This is a genomic window from Arthrobacter sp. SLBN-83 (assembly GCF_006715285.1).
In the GTDB taxonomy this organism is placed as follows: Bacteria; Actinomycetota; Actinomycetes; order Actinomycetales; family Micrococcaceae; genus Arthrobacter.
Map to the genome: position 1 here is coordinate 1,981,043 of NZ_VFMX01000001.1, position 15,055 is coordinate 1,996,097.

At 65.7% G+C, this 15,055-nt stretch carries 17 protein-coding genes; 11 read left to right on the forward strand and 6 right to left on the reverse strand.

From position 1 onward, the window contains the following. Window positions 1–8: 8 nt before the first annotated feature. Window positions 9–368 (reverse strand): YnfA family protein, encoded by a 360-nt coding sequence (locus FBY30_RS09115; protein WP_442858274.1) that lies wholly within the window; start codon window positions 366–368, stop codon window positions 9–11. Between the two features lie 54 nt (window positions 369–422). Between FBY30_RS09115 and FBY30_RS09120 the strand changes: the two genes are divergently transcribed. From FBY30_RS09120 to FBY30_RS09130, 3 genes are all read left to right on the forward strand, one after another. Further along, window positions 423–1,448 (forward strand): LLM class flavin-dependent oxidoreductase, encoded by a 1,026-nt coding sequence (locus tag FBY30_RS09120; protein ID WP_142132589.1) that lies wholly within the window; start codon window positions 423–425, stop codon window positions 1,446–1,448. A 143-nt stretch (window positions 1,449–1,591) separates the two neighbouring features. Then, entirely contained in the window at window positions 1,592–2,689 is a 1,098-nt protein-coding gene (locus FBY30_RS09125; protein WP_142132590.1) for a ferredoxin reductase, read from the forward strand. 13 nt (window positions 2,690–2,702) lie between these two features. Next, a complete protein-coding gene (locus FBY30_RS09130) occupies window positions 2,703–3,887 on the forward strand; it encodes a fatty acid desaturase family protein (RefSeq protein WP_142132591.1) in 1,185 nt (394 codons plus the stop codon). A 63-nt stretch (window positions 3,888–3,950) separates the two neighbouring features. Here FBY30_RS09130 and FBY30_RS09135 read toward each other — a convergent pair whose 3' ends face one another. The 4 genes from FBY30_RS09135 to FBY30_RS09155 all read right to left on the reverse strand — a co-directional run bounded on the left by FBY30_RS09135 (window position 3,951) and on the right by FBY30_RS09155 (window position 6,749). After that, window positions 3,951–5,039: a cation diffusion facilitator family transporter gene (locus tag FBY30_RS09135; RefSeq protein WP_235009385.1), complete on the reverse strand. Its 1,089-nt coding sequence runs from the start codon at window positions 5,037–5,039 to the stop codon at window positions 3,951–3,953. Continuing rightward, a complete protein-coding gene (locus FBY30_RS09145) occupies window positions 5,036–5,413 on the reverse strand; it encodes an ArsR/SmtB family transcription factor (RefSeq protein WP_142132592.1) in 378 nt (125 codons plus the stop codon). The genes FBY30_RS09135 and FBY30_RS09145 overlap by 4 nt, the downstream gene beginning before the upstream one ends. Before the next feature lie 97 nt (window positions 5,414–5,510). After that, complete coding sequence (locus tag FBY30_RS09150) at window positions 5,511–5,936, reverse strand: response regulator transcription factor (RefSeq protein WP_142132593.1); 426 nt, start codon at window positions 5,934–5,936, stop codon at window positions 5,511–5,513. A 69-nt stretch (window positions 5,937–6,005) separates the two neighbouring features. Continuing rightward, window positions 6,006–6,749 (reverse strand): ANTAR domain-containing response regulator, encoded by a 744-nt coding sequence (locus tag FBY30_RS09155; protein ID WP_142135067.1) that lies wholly within the window; start codon window positions 6,747–6,749, stop codon window positions 6,006–6,008. Window positions 6,750–7,001: 252 nt separating this feature from the next. On the opposite strand from FBY30_RS09155, the gene FBY30_RS09160 reads away from it, so the two are divergent. From FBY30_RS09160 to FBY30_RS09175, 4 genes are all read left to right on the forward strand, one after another. Further along, on the forward strand, window positions 7,002–7,595 hold the full coding sequence (locus FBY30_RS09160; protein ID WP_142132594.1) for an adenylate kinase: 594 nt from the start codon (window positions 7,002–7,004) through the stop codon (window positions 7,593–7,595). A 44-nt stretch (window positions 7,596–7,639) separates the two neighbouring features. Beyond that, a complete protein-coding gene (locus FBY30_RS09165) occupies window positions 7,640–8,506 on the forward strand; it encodes an NAD-dependent epimerase/dehydratase family protein (RefSeq protein WP_142132595.1) in 867 nt (288 codons plus the stop codon). A gap of 38 nt (window positions 8,507–8,544) precedes the next feature. Next, the gene (locus FBY30_RS09170; RefSeq protein WP_235009386.1) at window positions 8,545–10,530 is read left to right on the forward strand and encodes a S8 family serine peptidase; all 1,986 of its coding nucleotides are present in this window, start codon (window positions 8,545–8,547) and stop codon (window positions 10,528–10,530) included. A 179-nt stretch (window positions 10,531–10,709) separates the two neighbouring features. After that, window positions 10,710–11,507: a phosphatase PAP2 family protein gene (locus FBY30_RS09175; RefSeq protein WP_142132596.1), complete on the forward strand. Its 798-nt coding sequence runs from the start codon at window positions 10,710–10,712 to the stop codon at window positions 11,505–11,507. 38 nt (window positions 11,508–11,545) lie between these two features. On the opposite strand, the gene FBY30_RS09180 is transcribed toward FBY30_RS09175, so the two are convergent. Beyond that, entirely contained in the window at window positions 11,546–11,863 is a 318-nt protein-coding gene (locus FBY30_RS09180; RefSeq protein ID WP_142132597.1) for a MerR family transcriptional regulator, read from the reverse strand. A gap of 142 nt (window positions 11,864–12,005) precedes the next feature. Here FBY30_RS09180 and FBY30_RS09185 point away from each other — a divergent pair, with 142 nt between their 5' ends. The 4 genes from FBY30_RS09185 to FBY30_RS09200 all read left to right on the forward strand — a co-directional run bounded on the left by FBY30_RS09185 (window position 12,006) and on the right by FBY30_RS09200 (window position 15,042). Continuing rightward, entirely contained in the window at window positions 12,006–12,431 is a 426-nt protein-coding gene (locus tag FBY30_RS09185; RefSeq protein ID WP_142135072.1) for an Hsp20/alpha crystallin family protein, read from the forward strand. A 65-nt stretch (window positions 12,432–12,496) separates the two neighbouring features. Beyond that, window positions 12,497–12,925 (forward strand): DnaJ domain-containing protein, encoded by a 429-nt coding sequence (locus tag FBY30_RS09190; protein ID WP_142132598.1) that lies wholly within the window; start codon window positions 12,497–12,499, stop codon window positions 12,923–12,925. Between the two features lie 79 nt (window positions 12,926–13,004). After that, window positions 13,005–13,382, forward strand: coding sequence for a hypothetical protein (locus FBY30_RS09195; RefSeq protein WP_142132599.1), 378 nt, complete (start codon window positions 13,005–13,007; stop codon window positions 13,380–13,382). A gap of 97 nt (window positions 13,383–13,479) precedes the next feature. Beyond that, on the forward strand, window positions 13,480–15,042 hold the full coding sequence (locus FBY30_RS09200) for a glycoside hydrolase family 1 protein (protein WP_142132600.1): 1,563 nt from the start codon (window positions 13,480–13,482) through the stop codon (window positions 15,040–15,042). Window positions 15,043–15,055: the final 13 nt, after the last annotated feature.

Sequence of the window (15,055 nt, forward strand, 5' to 3'; positions counted from 1 at the left end):
ATGCTGTTTTATCCCCCGCTCCGCGGGGCAAACATAATCACCGCAACACCCAGCAGGCACACCAGGGATCCGGCGATGTCCCACCGGTCCGGGTGGAAGCCGTCAAAGGCCACGCCCCACGCCAAGGAACCCGCCACAAACACTCCGCCGTAGGCAGCGAGGATCCTCCCGAAGTGCGCATCCGGCTGGAGGGTGGCCACAAAGCCATACACGCCAAGCGCAATTACCCCGAGCCCCGCCCACCACCAGTCCTTCCCTTCACGGACGGCCTGCCACACCAGCCATGCACCGCCGATTTCCGCGGCGGCGGCAAGCACGAACAGCACAATGGTCTTGAAAATGTTGATGGTGTCCTCCGGAATGCCCACGCAGCCATCATGCCAGCCGGGAATGCAGCCGCCGGCCGGGCAGTTGGGGGAGGTATGGAGCGTATCGGATTCCTTTCATTCGGCCACTGGGGCCCCGGCCAGGGTTCCCGCACCAGGACAGCAGCGGACGCCCTGCTCCAGGGTATTGACCTGGCGGTTGCCGCTGAGGAGCTGGGAGTGAATGGCGCCTTCTTCCGGGTCCACCACTTCGCCCGCCAGCAGGCATCGCCGTTTCCCCTCCTCTCCGCCATCGCCGCCCGCACCAGCCGGATCGAGATCGGTACCGGCGTCATTGACATGCGCTACGAAAATCCGCTTTATATGGCGGAGGAGGCTGCAGCTGCGGACCTGATCAGCGGTGGCAGGCTGCAGCTGGGCATCAGCCGTGGTTCACCCGAGCCCGCCCTGGAAGGCGCGTCGGCTTTTGGCTACCGCCCGCAGCCGGGGGAGACCGACGCTGACATGGCCCGGCGCCACACGGACGTTTTCCGCAAGGCCATCACCGGTGCCGGCATGGCCCAGGCCGATCCCCGGTACGCAGGCGGTGCCACCGGCCTCCTGCCCATCCAGCCGCAGTCCCCGGGGCTGGCGGAACGGATCTGGTGGGGTGCCGGCACCAGGAAAACAGCGGTGTGGGCCGCGGAACTGGGCATGAACCTGATGAGCTCCACCCTGCTCACCGAGGACACCGGCGTTCCTTTCCATGAGCTCCAGGCCGAACAGATCCAGCTGTTCAGGGATGCGTGGGCCGCGGCAGGACACCCTCACACCCCGCGTGTTTCGGTCAGCCGCAGCGTCCTGCCCATCGTTGATGAAGAGGACAACTACTACTTCGCAGGCAGCGCCCTCCGCGACGGCCGGGACCAGGTGGGCGTTATCGACGGCACCACCGCCCGGTTCGGCAAGAGCTATGTGGGGCCGCCGGACCTCCTGGCGGAGCAGCTTGCTGCCGACACCGCTGTACAGGCGGCGGACATCCTGCTGCTGACCGTCCCCAACCAGCTGGGCGTGGAGTTCAACGCCAAGCTGCTGGGCACCATCGTGCAGCACGTTGCTCCGGCCCTGGGATGGAGCCGATAGGACGCTGGGAACTATTTGCGAGACCTAACCGTTACTCTTGAAGTGCGGTGTGGGGGCTTCGCGCCCCAACTACACTGTGACTGCTGAACGGTCATATGACGGAGAGAGAGAAATATGGCTCGCGCCGCCCTAGGCTTTGACGCATGATCCGGCTACGACAGCTGGCCCAAGCGGCTTCAGTACTCACCACCCCTTTGTCGCCCGAGGACATCCTCTCGCTTTTCAACCCTGTCTACTCTGCGAGGCAGCTGCGGGGCGTGGTTACCCGGGTGGTCCAGGAGACCGCCCAGTCTGCCACCATCTTCTTTCGTCCCGGCCGCGGCTGGAAGGCGCACCTTGCAGGCCAGTGGGCGCGCATCGGCGTCGAACTCGACGGTGTCCGCCACTGGCGGTCCTACTCGCTCAGCGCACCGGCCGGCAAGGATCCGGCCATCACCGTCACCGACGTCGGTGCCGTCTCCGGCACCCTGGTGCGCACCACCAAGCCCGGCGACGTCCTGTTCCTGGCGCCCCCGCAGGGTGATTTCGTCCTGCCGGAGCATCCCCGTCCCCTTCTGATGGTCACGGCCGGCAGCGGCATCACCCCGGTGATGTCCATGATCCGTACCTTGGTTCCACGGCGCCCGGATGCCGACGTCGTGCTGGTACATTCAGCCCGCACGCGGGATGACAGCCTGTTCCGTGAGGAACTGGCTGAGCTTGCCGATCAGTTCCCGAATTTCCGGCTGGCGCATTGGTACACCGGCGAGCAGGGCCGCATGGACTTCTCCAGCACCAAGGAGCTGGACGAGATTTGCCCGGACTGGAAGGAACGGGCAGCCTACGCCTGCGGCCCGGACAGCTTCCTTGATGACGCCGAGGCGTTGTGGAAGCGGGCCGCCCTGACCACACGGGCGCCCGGCACCGACGTGGCGGTGGCCGGCAGTGCCGGCAACCTGATGATCGAACGCTTCAACACCACCTTCAACGCTGGTGTGGGGCACGACGGCGGCCTGGTCACCTTTGAAGCCAGCGACCGGGAGGTGGAGGCCGACGGCGACACCCCCATCCTGGACATCGGCGAGGACGCCGGGGTGCTGATGCCCAGCGGATGCCGTATGGGGATTTGCCACAGCTGCCTTACGCCACTGCTTGCAGGGCAGGTCCGCGACCTCCGTACCGGGGAAATCCATGGCGAACCCGGCCAACTGATCCAAACGTGTGTTTCGGCAGCCGCCGGACCCGTCAACCTCGAACTCTGAGGAGCAGTACCGTATGACTGTCATCTCACCCACCAAAACCACCACCGCCGCGGGTGCCAACGGCGGCACCTCCAGGACGCGGCCCGGAAAGCTGGCCGAATCGGGAAGCCCCAGCGTCCGCCCGCCGGCCGCCGCGCACCTCACCGACGAGCAGGTGGCGGAGCTGGGCCGTGAGCTCGACGCCATCCGCGACGAGATCCTGGGCAAGCGCGGCGCGGAAGATGCCGCCTACATCCGCCGCATGATCAAGATCCAGCGCGGCCTGGAGGTCTCCGGTCGCGCCGCCCTGCTGGTGGGCAAGAACAAGGCCGCCTGGGTTACCGGCACCACGCTGCTGAGCCTGGCCAAGATCCTGGAGAACATGGAACTGGGCCACAACATCCTCCACGGCCAGTGGGACTGGATGCGGGACCCGGACATCCACTCCACCACCTGGGAATGGGACTTCGTCACGCCGTCGCGGTCGTGGCAGCACACCCACAATGACCTGCACCACCGCTGGACCAACGTTGTGGGCAAGGACAACGACGTCGGATACAACCTCCTGCGCATGGACGAGCAGCAGCCGTGGAAGCCCATCAACCTGGCCAACCCGCTGTTTAACGCCATCCTGGCACCGGTCTTCGAGTGGGGCATTGCCATCTACGACCTTGAGCTGACCGAGTACAGGGAAGGCACCAAGTCCAAGGAAGCCCTGCTCAAGGACCTCAAGGCGCTGGGCAAGAAGGTGATCACCCAGTTCACCAAGGACTACGCCGCCACGCCCGCCCTGGCGATGCTGACCGGCTCGGCAAAGCAGGCACTGTTCGGCACCATTGCCGCCAACGCCATCCGCAACGTCTGGGCCCACGCGGTGATCTTCTGCGGCCACTTCCCCGAAGGCACAGACACCTTCACCGAGGAGATGGTGGACGGTGAGACGCGCGGTGACTGGTATGTCCGCCAGATGATCGGGTCCGCGAACATCTCCGGCTCCAAGTTCATGCACCTCATGACCGGAAACCTCTCGCACCAGATCGAGCACCACCTCTTCCCGGACCTGCCATCCAACCGGTATGCCGAGGTAGCCCCAAGGGTCCGCGAAATCTGCCAGCGCTACGGCTTGAAGTACACCACGGGTCCGTTGCTGAAGCAGGTGGGATCGTCCTGGGCCAAGGTCTTCAAGCTGGCACTCCCGGGAAAGACCGCCCGGGCCTAAATCTCTAATACAGAAGTGACCCGGTGGGCCCTGCCCGGCCGGGTCGCTTCTGTATTGCGGCCGTTACCGCCGGCTGGCGGGGGCCAGGAGCATATGGTCCAGCTTGGGCAGGGCGTGCCGGAGCTGGTGCTCGGCGCGGTGAAGGATCTCTTCCGCCTCCGACAACGCTGTGTCCGCCAGTTCGATCCGGGCCGACCCCTGCAGCCGGTGGCCGGACCAGCGCAGCTGCAGGTGCTGGACTGAAAGAACACCCGGTGTCCGCGCGAGTGCGGCCTCGGCCCGTGACACAAGTTCCGGTTCGATGCCATCCATCAGCCGGCGCCCGATGCTGCGGACCGTGCCCCACAGCAGCACCATGATGGCTGCCGAGATGACGAGCCCGACGATCGGGTCCGCCAGCGGAAAACCGAGCATGACGCCCACGGCGCCGATCACCACGGCCAGCGACGTGAAGCCGTCCGTCCGGGCGTGCACGCCGTCGGCAACAAGCGCGGCGGAACCGATCCTGCGGCCAACCCGGATCCGGTAAATCGCCACCGCTTCGTTTCCTGCAAAGCCGATCAGGCCTGCCGCCATGACCCAGCCCAGGTTTTGCAGCGGCTGCGGATTGATCAGGCGGTCCACCGACTGCCAGCCGGCCACGACGGCGGAGAGGGCCACCACGGCCACGATGAACAGGCCAGCCAAATCCTCGGCCCTGCCGTAGCCATAGGTATACCGCCGGGTGGCGGTCCTGCGCCCCAGGATGAACGCAATCCACAGGGGCACCGCAGTCAGCGCGTCGGAGAAGTTGTGGATGGTGTCCGCCAGCAGGGCCACCGAACTGCTGAACAGGACCACCACGAACTGCAGAACGGTGGTGGCCAGCAGGAGGAACATGCTGATCTTCAGCGCCCGGATGCCCTCGGTGCTGGCCTCCATTGCATCGTCGATCGAATCGGCGGCATCGTGCGTATGCGGGACAAACAGCTCGATCAGCCAACCCTTGAAACCGGAGTGGTGATGATGGTCGTGGTCGTGGTCGTGGTCGTGGTCGTGGTCGTGGTCGTGGTTGTGGCCGTGCGGGTGGTCGTGATCATGCCCGTGCCCGGCGTGGCCGTCCTCGTCGGGGTGGCTGTGCGTATGCGTCGACTCCTGATGCGGCCCGGTCATGACGCGCTCCTGTCTGCAGTGTGGGCAGGAACGCGGTGGTGCGCGGGCTCCCCGCCGAGGGCGTGCTCGGCCTGGAAGATGGCATCGGCCACCAACTGGCGTGCGTGCTCATTCTCCAAGCGGTACAGCACCCGCGTGCCCTCCTGCCGGGTGGAGACCATCCGGGCCAGGCGCATCTTGGCCAGGTGCTGGGAAACGGCGGCGGGGGACTTGCCCACCACATCGGCGAGGGCGCCCACCGCCATCTCGCCGTCACGCAGCGCCAGGATGATCCGCACCCTGGTGGCGTCGGCCAGCATGGCGAAGACCTCCACAGCCAGCTCTACGTACTGGCTGTCAGTGCCCAGCGAGCAAGCATTCTTATCTGCATTCATGCGCATATATTGTCACAACTTGACCCCTGATACGCACTTTGGCCAGCACCGCCTTCGCCCTTCTTCCTAATGGCCGTTCCCGGCCAGGGCGTTCTGCCTAGGAGTTGGGTCCGCCCGCCGGTGTCTGGCCCCGGGACACGGGCTGTTGTGACGGGGGGGTGGATGCCACCAGTTGCCGGGCCAGCTGCTTCAGTTCCCCCGGGTGGAAAGGCTTGGTGAGGTAGCCGTCAGCCCCTGAAGCCATGCCGGCCAGCATGTCATCGTTCTCGGAACGGGCCGTCAGGAACAACAGCGGGGCGGCGCTGAGGGCACGGATGGCGCGGGCCACCACGTGCCCGTCCATGTCCGGCAGGCCAAGGTCCAGGGTGACCAGGGCGATGGCGGGATCAGCGGCGGCGGCGATGCCCTCTGCCCCCGTGCCCACGGCTGTCACTTCGAAGCCCGCACCGGACAGGACCACTGTGATCAGTCCCCAGATATCGTCGTCATCCTCCACGACAAGGCAAACACGTTGCTGTTCCATTCAAGGCCCCCCGGCGAAAAGTTGGCACCAGTCTACTAATGGCGGAACACGTTGCCGTGTGCCGCCGTCCTAACCGTCGTAATGTGTACGGGCAGGTCCCTGGCCCAAAGCATTCACAACGGCAGCGGCCACATCATGCAGCTTTGTGTTGCGGGTGCTCGATGCCGTCTTCAGGATGCCGAACGCGTCCTGCTGGCTGCACCGGTTCTGGGCCATGATGATTCCCACTGCCATGTCGATGACCGTGCGGGATTCCAGTGTGGCACGGAGGTTCGCCGCCGTTTCGCTGTAATGCGCAAAGCGGACTGCAAGGCGGAGTGCCAGCGAGGTCTGGCTGACGAAATCCTCGGCGAACGCCAACACGCGGCCTTCAAAACGGTTGGCCCGGCGGGAGTACAGCAGCAGCGCAGCTTTGGTTTCCCCTTCAAGCCGGAAAGGAAGCGCCGCAACCGACTGGACGCCCTGGGCCACGACGGCAGGGGAGTATTCCGGCCAGCGGCTGTCCGCAGCAAGGTTGGGCGCGTGCACAGTCTCCTGGGCGGTGATTGCGGTGAGGCTGGGGGTTTCTGCAAACCTGTGCTCAAGCCGTCCGATGGTCTTGGCTTCCTGGCTGCTGCTGGCGATTGTCGCTGTTTTCCGCTGCCGGAGCAGGGTGATGGCACACAGTATTTCATCGCCCGGCTCGGAGAGGTTGCGGGCGGACACCTGCGCCAGCTCCGTAAGGAAGTCCTCAACGTCGGAGCTGTTGAGGACCAGTTCGTGCAGGTGTTCGGTAATGGATGTATCGGTTTTTGCTGTTGACTCGCCGGCCACGGTTCTTGGTGCCATTCGTTCAGGTCAAAACGAGCCTGCAACACACAAACGCCCCGCAACTGGGCGGGGAGCCGGTGATGGTCGCTGGATCGACGAACTTTCCAACGGCCTGCTGCTAAACCGATAACCAGAGTATATACATTCGGGGCGGCTCGGAGCCCACAACCACCTGGGGCCGCAACGACGTTTGCCGGCGCCGGAAAGGGGTACCGGTCACAATGACGCGGGTAACGCCCGGGGAACGGCAGGAACATGACCAGGCTCCTCATCATCGGCCCACCAGGCTCCGGCAAAGGGACACAGGCAGAACACGTCGCCCGGCACTTCGGAGTGCCCGCCGTTTCCACCGGCGACATCTTCCGGAGCAACGTCAGCCGCCGGACAGACCTGGGGAACCAGGCCGCGGACTACCTGGACGGCGGCAGCTTCGTGCCGGACCATCTCACCAATGCGCTGGTGCAGGACCGCCTCCGTGAAGACGATGTGCGGCACGGCTTCCTGCTGGACGGGTATCCGCGGACGGCGCCGCAGGCAACCGAACTCGACGACATGCTCGCGGCGCAGGGGCATGTGCTGGACGTCGTCATCGAACTCCAGGCGCCGGACGCGGAGTTGGAGGAGCGGATGCGCCGCCGTGCGCTGGAACAGGGACGAACGGACGACACCATCGAGGTCTTCCGGCGCCGGCTGGACCTCTACCGCCGGCAGACGCATGAAGTAGTCTCGGTGTACGCGGGCCGGGGCATCCTGGTGTCCGTCGACGGCAGCGGTGAACCGGGCGCGATTACCGGCCTGGCGATCGCCGCCGTCGAACAGTTCCTGGCAGCCCCGCGTCCCCCATCCTGACCGAAAGACCACACGGAGAAGCACCCGAACAGAAGGAAACACTGATGAGAATTGCCGTTACAGGCGGAAACGGAAAACTGGGGCGGCACGTGGTGCGCAGGCTCACCGACGACGGCCACCAGGTCCTTACCCTGGACCGCGCAGGTGACCGCAGCCCGGACCTGCTGGTGGTTGACCTGCGCAACTATGGCCATGTGGTGGACGCGCTGTTGGGCGTTGATGACCGGCATGACGGGTTCGACGCCGTAGTGCACCTGGGTGCCATTCCTGCCCCCGGCATCCTTCCGGACGCAGCAACGTTTGAAAACAACATGCTCTCCACCTACAACGTCTTCCAGGCGGCCCGCCGCGCAGGCATCAAGAAGGTGGTGTACGCCTCCAGCGAGACAGTGCTGGGGCTGCCGTTCGACATCGACCCGCCCTACATCCCGGTGGACGAGGAATACCCGCCGCGGCCGGAAAGCACCTACTCCCTGGTGAAGCGGCTGGAAGAGCAGATGGCCGTCGAAATGACGCGGTGGGACCCTGAACTGAGCATTACGGGCCTTCGGTTCTCCAACGTCATGGACGAAGCCGACTACGCGCGGTTCCCTTCCTTCGATGAGGACGCAACCCTGCGGAAGTGGAACCTTTGGGGCTACATCGACGGCAGGGACGGCGCCCAGGCCGTGACCCGGGCACTGGAGAACGCCAAACCGGGATTCGAAGCCTTCATCATTGCCAATGCCGATACGGTCATGAGCCGGTCAAGTGCCAGCCTGGCTGCCGAAGTCTTCCCAGGTGTCAAGGTCACCAAGGACCTGGGCGAGCACGAAACGATGCTGTCCATCGACAAGGCGCGGCGCCTGCTGGGTTTCGAACCCGAGCACAGCTGGCGGAACCACGTGCCGGCAGCCACCAGCGCCGGCTAAAACCAGGAAAAACGCCGGCCCGCAGGAATCCCCAAAGGTTGGCACAGGATCATCCAAGGAGCCGGAAGCCACGCGCTTCCGGCTCCTATCCTTTTGGTACAGCCACCGTTTGTCCGGTTCCCGGGGAGGAATCCCCCGCCACGAACCGGGCGCCCAGCCACCACGAGGACCCCAAAATTCGTACCAGATCCTTCCTGCTGCCTGCCCTCACGGCGCTGCTCTCCGCCGTCGCCCTTTCCACTGCGTCCCTTCCCGCCGTCGCCGCCCCTGCCTCCCCGGCCGGTTCAGGCGGAGCCGGCAACGCAACCGGCCGCTACATCGTCCAGTACACGCCCGGAACCGATGTCGCCGCGCAGGTGTCCGGACTGCACGGCCAGGGACTCGCCGTCGGCCGCACCTTTGAGCACGCCATCCGCGGCGCCGTGGTCACCGCCAACCCGGCCCAGGCGGCCGCCCTTGCCAAGTCCGGGAAGGTGCTGTCCGTGGAGCCCGATGCCCCCGTCAAGGTCTCCGGGACGGAACAGCCCGCCCCCTGGGGCCTGGACCGCGCCGACCAGCGGGCGCTGCCGCTCTCAGGTTCCTACTCGTGGACCGCGGCCGGCGCCGGCGTGACCGCCTACGTGGTGGACACCGGCATCCTGGCCTCGCACACCGACTTCGGCGGCAGGGTGGCCGCCGGCTGGACCGCCGTGGCGGACGGCAACGGCACCACCGACTGCAACGGACACGGCACCCACGTGGCCGGAACCGTTGCCGGCTCCACGTACGGCGTGGCCAAGAGCGCCACCCTGGTGCCGGTCAGGGTGCTGGACTGCAGCGGATCCGGCTACAACTCCGACGTGGTGGCGGGCCTGGACTGGATCGCCGCGAACCACGCAGCCGGCACCCCCGCCGTAGCCAACCTCAGCCTGGGCGGAGCCGCCAGCAGCACCGTTGACAACGCCATCCAGGCAGTCATTGACGACGGCGTCACCACCGTGGTTGCCGCCGGAAACTCTGCAGCGGATGCCTGCACCACCTCTCCGGCCCGCGTTCCCGCCGCCGTCACGGTGGCCGCCAGCGACTCCGCCGACAAGCAGGCATCGTTCTCCAACTTCGGATCCTGCGTGGACCTGTACGCTCCCGGCGTCGGCATCACCTCCGACTACTACACCTCCACCACTGCCACGGCATCAATGTCCGGAACCTCCATGGCGTCACCCCACACCGCCGGCGCCGCAGCCGTCCTGCTGTCGCAGAACCCTGCCCTGACACCGGCCGACGTGGCCGCTGCGCTGGTCTCCAACGCCACGCCCGGAGTGATCGGCGGGGCCACCGCCGGGACTCCGAACCGCCTGCTGTTCACTGGTACGGACGCAGCTGCTCCTGCGCCAGCTCCGGCACCTGCACCAACTGTCACGTCGGTATCGCCCGCCGGGAAGGCCACGGCGGTGGCAGTGGGCACCAACGTGGCGGCCACCTTCAGCACCTCGGTGCAGGGCGTGTCCGCAGGGACCTTCGTGCTGCGGAATGCAGCCGGCGCCAGCATCGCCGCGGCCGTCAGCTACAACGACACCACCAGGACAGCCACCCTTGACCCGGCCGCAAACCTGGCCACAGACACCACCTACACGGCAACCCTGGTGGGCGGAACCTCGGCCATCCGGGATGCTGCGGGCACGCCGCTGGCCTCCCTCAGCTGGACGTTCACCACCGGCCCCGCGCCCACGGTCACCAGCTACAGCCCGGGCAGCAATGCCTCCCTGGTCCGCAGGAGCAGCAACGTCAGTGCCACCTTCAGCGAGACTGTCCAGGGCGTTGACACGGCCACGTTTACCCTGAAAAACGCTTCCACCGGGGCTGTGGTGGCGGCAACGGTCTATCGCAACGGCACCACCAACCAGTGGATCCTCGATCCCCAGGCAGGGCTGGCCGCCAAGACCCGGTACACCGTGACGCTGACCGGCGGAGCCACCGGCATCCAGGACCTGGCGGGGAACCCGCTCGCGTCCCGCAGCTGGCAGTTCACCACCGGCTCGTTCTAGCCGCCAACCTGCCGGACCGCCATGGCGCCCGCCCTGGACCACATATTCCAGGGCGGGCGCCGCGGCGTGCGGCCGCACGATGAAGTGAATGGCCCTTCGCCGGGATAATCTTCAGCCTAGGCATTTACCATGGCCGTTATTCGGCATGGCTAAAACAGGGCGCAGGGACGGGCAGCACATTGGCACAGAATTCAGCAGGTTCCGCAGTCAAGGAAAACGGCAACGGCTGGTGGCGTACCTTCCATGAGAAGTTCGTGGTGGAGGAGCGGTATATCGACCCTGCCGACCGGCGCCGCCTTTACCGGGCGTCGGTGATCCTGGCCGTGGTGGGGCTGGCCCTCTTCATTGCCACACTGGTCAGCGTTGTCCAGGCCGACGGACTTTCCTTCGCCGACCACCCGGTGCACGATTGGCTGCTCACAACACGTTCAGCGGCAGTGACAGCCATCATGATCTTCCTGGCAGTGTTCTTCGGCCCCGTCGCGCTGCCCATCATCATCCTGGTGGTGATCCTCATTTGGGGATTCGCCGCCAAACACGCATGGCGCCCCATCCTGCTGGCCGCGGCCATGCTGACCGGGGTGATCATCTCCCAGATCATCCTGCATATCGTCCAGCGCTCGCGGCCGCCCGTGGACCAGATGCTGTTCGGTGCGGACCAGACCTTTTCGTTCCCGTCCGGGCACGTGCTGGGAGCCTGCGACTTCCTGCTGGTGGGTGCCTACCTGATTTTCTCCCGCCGCCGGAACCCGCGCGCGGCGGTCTTCGGATTCATCGGCGCTTTTGTCGGGATTGTCCTGGCCATCGCAAGCCGCCTGTACCTTGGATACCACTGGCCCACGGACACGCTTGCGTCGTTCTCACTGTCGCTGCTCATCCTGGGCGGCGTCATCGCCCTGGATACCTGGCGGACGGCCCGGATCCCCGGGGAACCCGTCACCGGAGAGCTGTCAAAGGAAGAAGCTCCAAGGGAATAGGTACTGCCGGGAGGCAGTCCCCGAAAACCGGCCAGGCGTTACTGCTGCCTGGACCGTGCCCGCTTCAGGGCACGGTGGAGTTTAACGTTCGCTGCCTCGAGCTCCAGGACCTTGGCAACGCCCGCCAGGTTCAGCCCTTCTTCGAGGAGCTCGCCAATCCGCAGCAGCACCGCGATATCGTCGTCACTGTACTGGCGGGTCCCCCCGGCAGTCCGGGACGGCGTCAGCAGCCCTTTGGTTTCATAAAGCCTGATGTTCTGCTGTCCCGTCCCCGTCAGCTCAGCCGCCACCGAGATGGCGTACAAGGCCCTTGATCCGGGGGAGCGGGCCCCCCGTCCTGCATCAGGTCCTGCCATTTTCTCTCCCAAAAATCAGTCCGGCCGGTCTCTTGCTTCAGTTTCCCACCAGTGCTATAAAAAATCTATATCCACCACCATAGATTAAGAGCTGGTGGGTAACCACAGATCCAACACCTGGAAGCTGAAGGAGTGGGAAATGATGTTGATGCGTACTGACCCGTTCCGTGAGCTGGACCGGCTCACGCAGCAGGTCTTCGGAACCACCGCCCGCCCGGCCGCCATGCCCATGGACGCCTGGCAGGAGGATGGCGAGTTTGTAGTGGCGTTCGATCTTCCCGGCGTGAAGCTGGACAGCCTGGACCTGAACGTTGAACGGAATGTCCTGACCGTCCGGGCGGAGCGCCAGGACCCCACGCAGCCCAACGTTGAGCTGGTGGCCTCGGAGCGTCCCCGCGGTGTGTTCAGCCGCCAACTGATCCTGGGCGACACCCTGGACACAGAGAAAATCAAGGCCAGCTACGACCAGGGTGTCCTGACCCTGCGGATTCCAATGGCTGAGCAGGCCAAGCCACGCAAGATCGAGATCCAGACCCAGCAGGGCGAGATGCACCAGATCGGCACCTAGATCCATGCTTTCCCAGCCGTGCCCTTGCCTCCACGGCGGGGGCACAGGCGGAACAGGAGGCTGGGATGACTGACAACCCCGATTACTACAGCATCCTGGGGGTGGCCCGAGACGCCACCCGGCAGGATATTTCGCACGCATACCGCGCCCTGATGCGCAGCCACCACCCGGACATGGACGGCGGCCATCCGGACGTTGGCCATGGGCACGGGGACGGCGGCCCGGCCCATGCGGCCGCCCAAGCGAAGGCGGACAAACCGGCGAAGAACCTGGACGCGACGAACGCGGACCCCGAGCAGGGGGACCAACTCCTGCGGATCATGCAGGCATTCAACGTGCTGCGCGATCCGGAACGGCGCGCGGCCTACGACCGGAAGCTGGCGGCAGCGGACCCCATCATCATCCCCGTCCGGAAGGTGCACAGCAGCGGGGCGCCATCCGGGCCTGCAATCCGCATCACTCCCGTGCGGTGGGAAAGCGGACCCTGGGCCTGAACCGGCCTCGGACAGCAGCGCACACCCAAACAGGCCCACCATCTGAATACATACCCTTTCCAAGGAGGCGGAACACTGCATGAGCGAGTGGCGGCGCTACGATTCACACCTGATTCCCGCGTTCCACGAACGTTTTGAGCAACGGTGGGGCGCCGGCACCGCGCCCTTCCTGGACCCCGAGGCGCATGAACAACCGCTGCCCCGGGCACAGTGGATCAACCCGGCTACCGGTGCCGCCTTGGCGGTGGTTCCGGTCTGGACCGCCGACGAGCGGCAGCAGCGTTCGTTCGGCGTGTTCTACCTGCCGCCGGGAGGGGATATCTGGGTCCTGCGGCCCGGCTACACCGGCTACCTGGAACCGTCCGACGGCGACTCGGAGCACCTGGTGACCCTCCGCAATGACGCCTTCCGCAAGGCAGTGGCGCACGCCAAGGAGTTCCTTTTCGGTTCGCAGTAGCCGTGGTGCTGGGTGGAGGGTTGCTGCTCGTCAGCCGTCCTTCCCTATGAGATTCTGGGACGTACCCTGACCAATGCGACCAAAAAGGCTGGACCCAATGCACATCACCGCCAAGGACCTTGCAGCACTCATCCCTCCGGGGTTCACCCTTGGCGTCGCAACCGCAGCATTCCAGATCGAAGGCGCGCTGGATGAGGATGGACGCGGTCCGGCGGCCTGGGACAGGTTCGCAGCCAAGCCTGGTGCGATCGTTGAGAACCACAGCCCGGTTGTGGCGACGGACCACTACCACCGGATGCCCCAGGACGTGGCGCTCCTGAAGCAGCTGGGCGTGGACTCCTACCGGTTCTCCTTCTCCTGGCCGCGTATCCAGCCCGGCGGCACCGGCCCCGCCAACCGCGCCGGACTGGCTTTCTACGACCGTCTCCTGGACGAGCTCCTGGCCAGCGGAATCTCGCCCATGGCCACCATCTACCACTGGGACACGCCCCTGGAACTGGAGGAGGCCGGCGGGTGGATGAACCGGGACACCGCCTACCGCTTGGGGGAGTACGCCGCCATTGTGGCCGAAGCATTCGGCGACAGGGTGGCCCGCTGGGTCACCATCAACGAACCTGCAACGGTGAGCGCCAACGGTTATGCGTTCGGGCTGCACTCGCCGGGCAAGGAGTTGGCCCTGGGCGCCTTTCCCACCGTCCACCACCAACTGCTGGGCCATGGGCTGGCCGTCCAGGCCCTGCGCGCCGCGAAGGTACCGGGCGAGATCGGGATGACCAACGTGTACTCACCCATGGTGCCGAACTCGATCAACCCGCTGGACAAAATCAGCGCCGGAATCATGGACCTGGGCCAAAACCGGCTCTACGCTGACCCGGTCCTCACAGGTAAGTATCCGGACCTCATCCGTGCCGCGAAGTTCTTCAGTTCGTTCGAGCATCCCGAAGAGGACATGGAGATCATTTCCCAGCCCCTGGACTTCTACGGGCTGAACTACTACATGCCCACCAAGGTGGCGGCGGGGCCCGGCGGCGGTACCGTGCCATCAAGCATGGCGGAGGCCATGGGCAGCGACCTCAGCGCAACGGGCAGCGGGGCAACGCCGTTCCACGTCGAGACCTGGCCGGAAGCGGACATCACCGCCTATGGCTGGCCGGTCAAGCCGGAGTACATGGCGGTGGCGCTGAAGGAGATGGCGGAGCGGTACCCCAACCTGCCGCCCGTGATCATTACCGAGGGCGGTGCGAGCTTCGAGGACATCATCGTCCGGGACAAGTCCACCAACACCCGCTTCATTCCGGACGAGCGCCGGCTCAAGTACCTGTCCGACCACCTGGAAACCGCGCTGCGCGCCACGGCGCCAGGCGGTGTGGCGGAGTCCATGGACCTCCGCGGCTATTACGTATGGTCCTTCCTGGACAACTTTGAATGGTCCGCCGGCTACAAGCAGCCCTTCGGCCTCCTGCACGTGGACTTCGAAACGCTGCAGCGCACGCCCAAGGCGTCCTACTTCTGGTTCCAGGAGCTCATCGAGGAACGCGACCTTGCCGCGGCGGCGCAGCTGGCCATCGCCCAGGCAGTGGTCCCGGATGTTCTGGTCGGGGAAGGTGTGGAGGGCACAGAAGCGCCCGACGACGGCGCGGCATTGGGTGCCAGCGCGTAGGACCGGAGGTGCA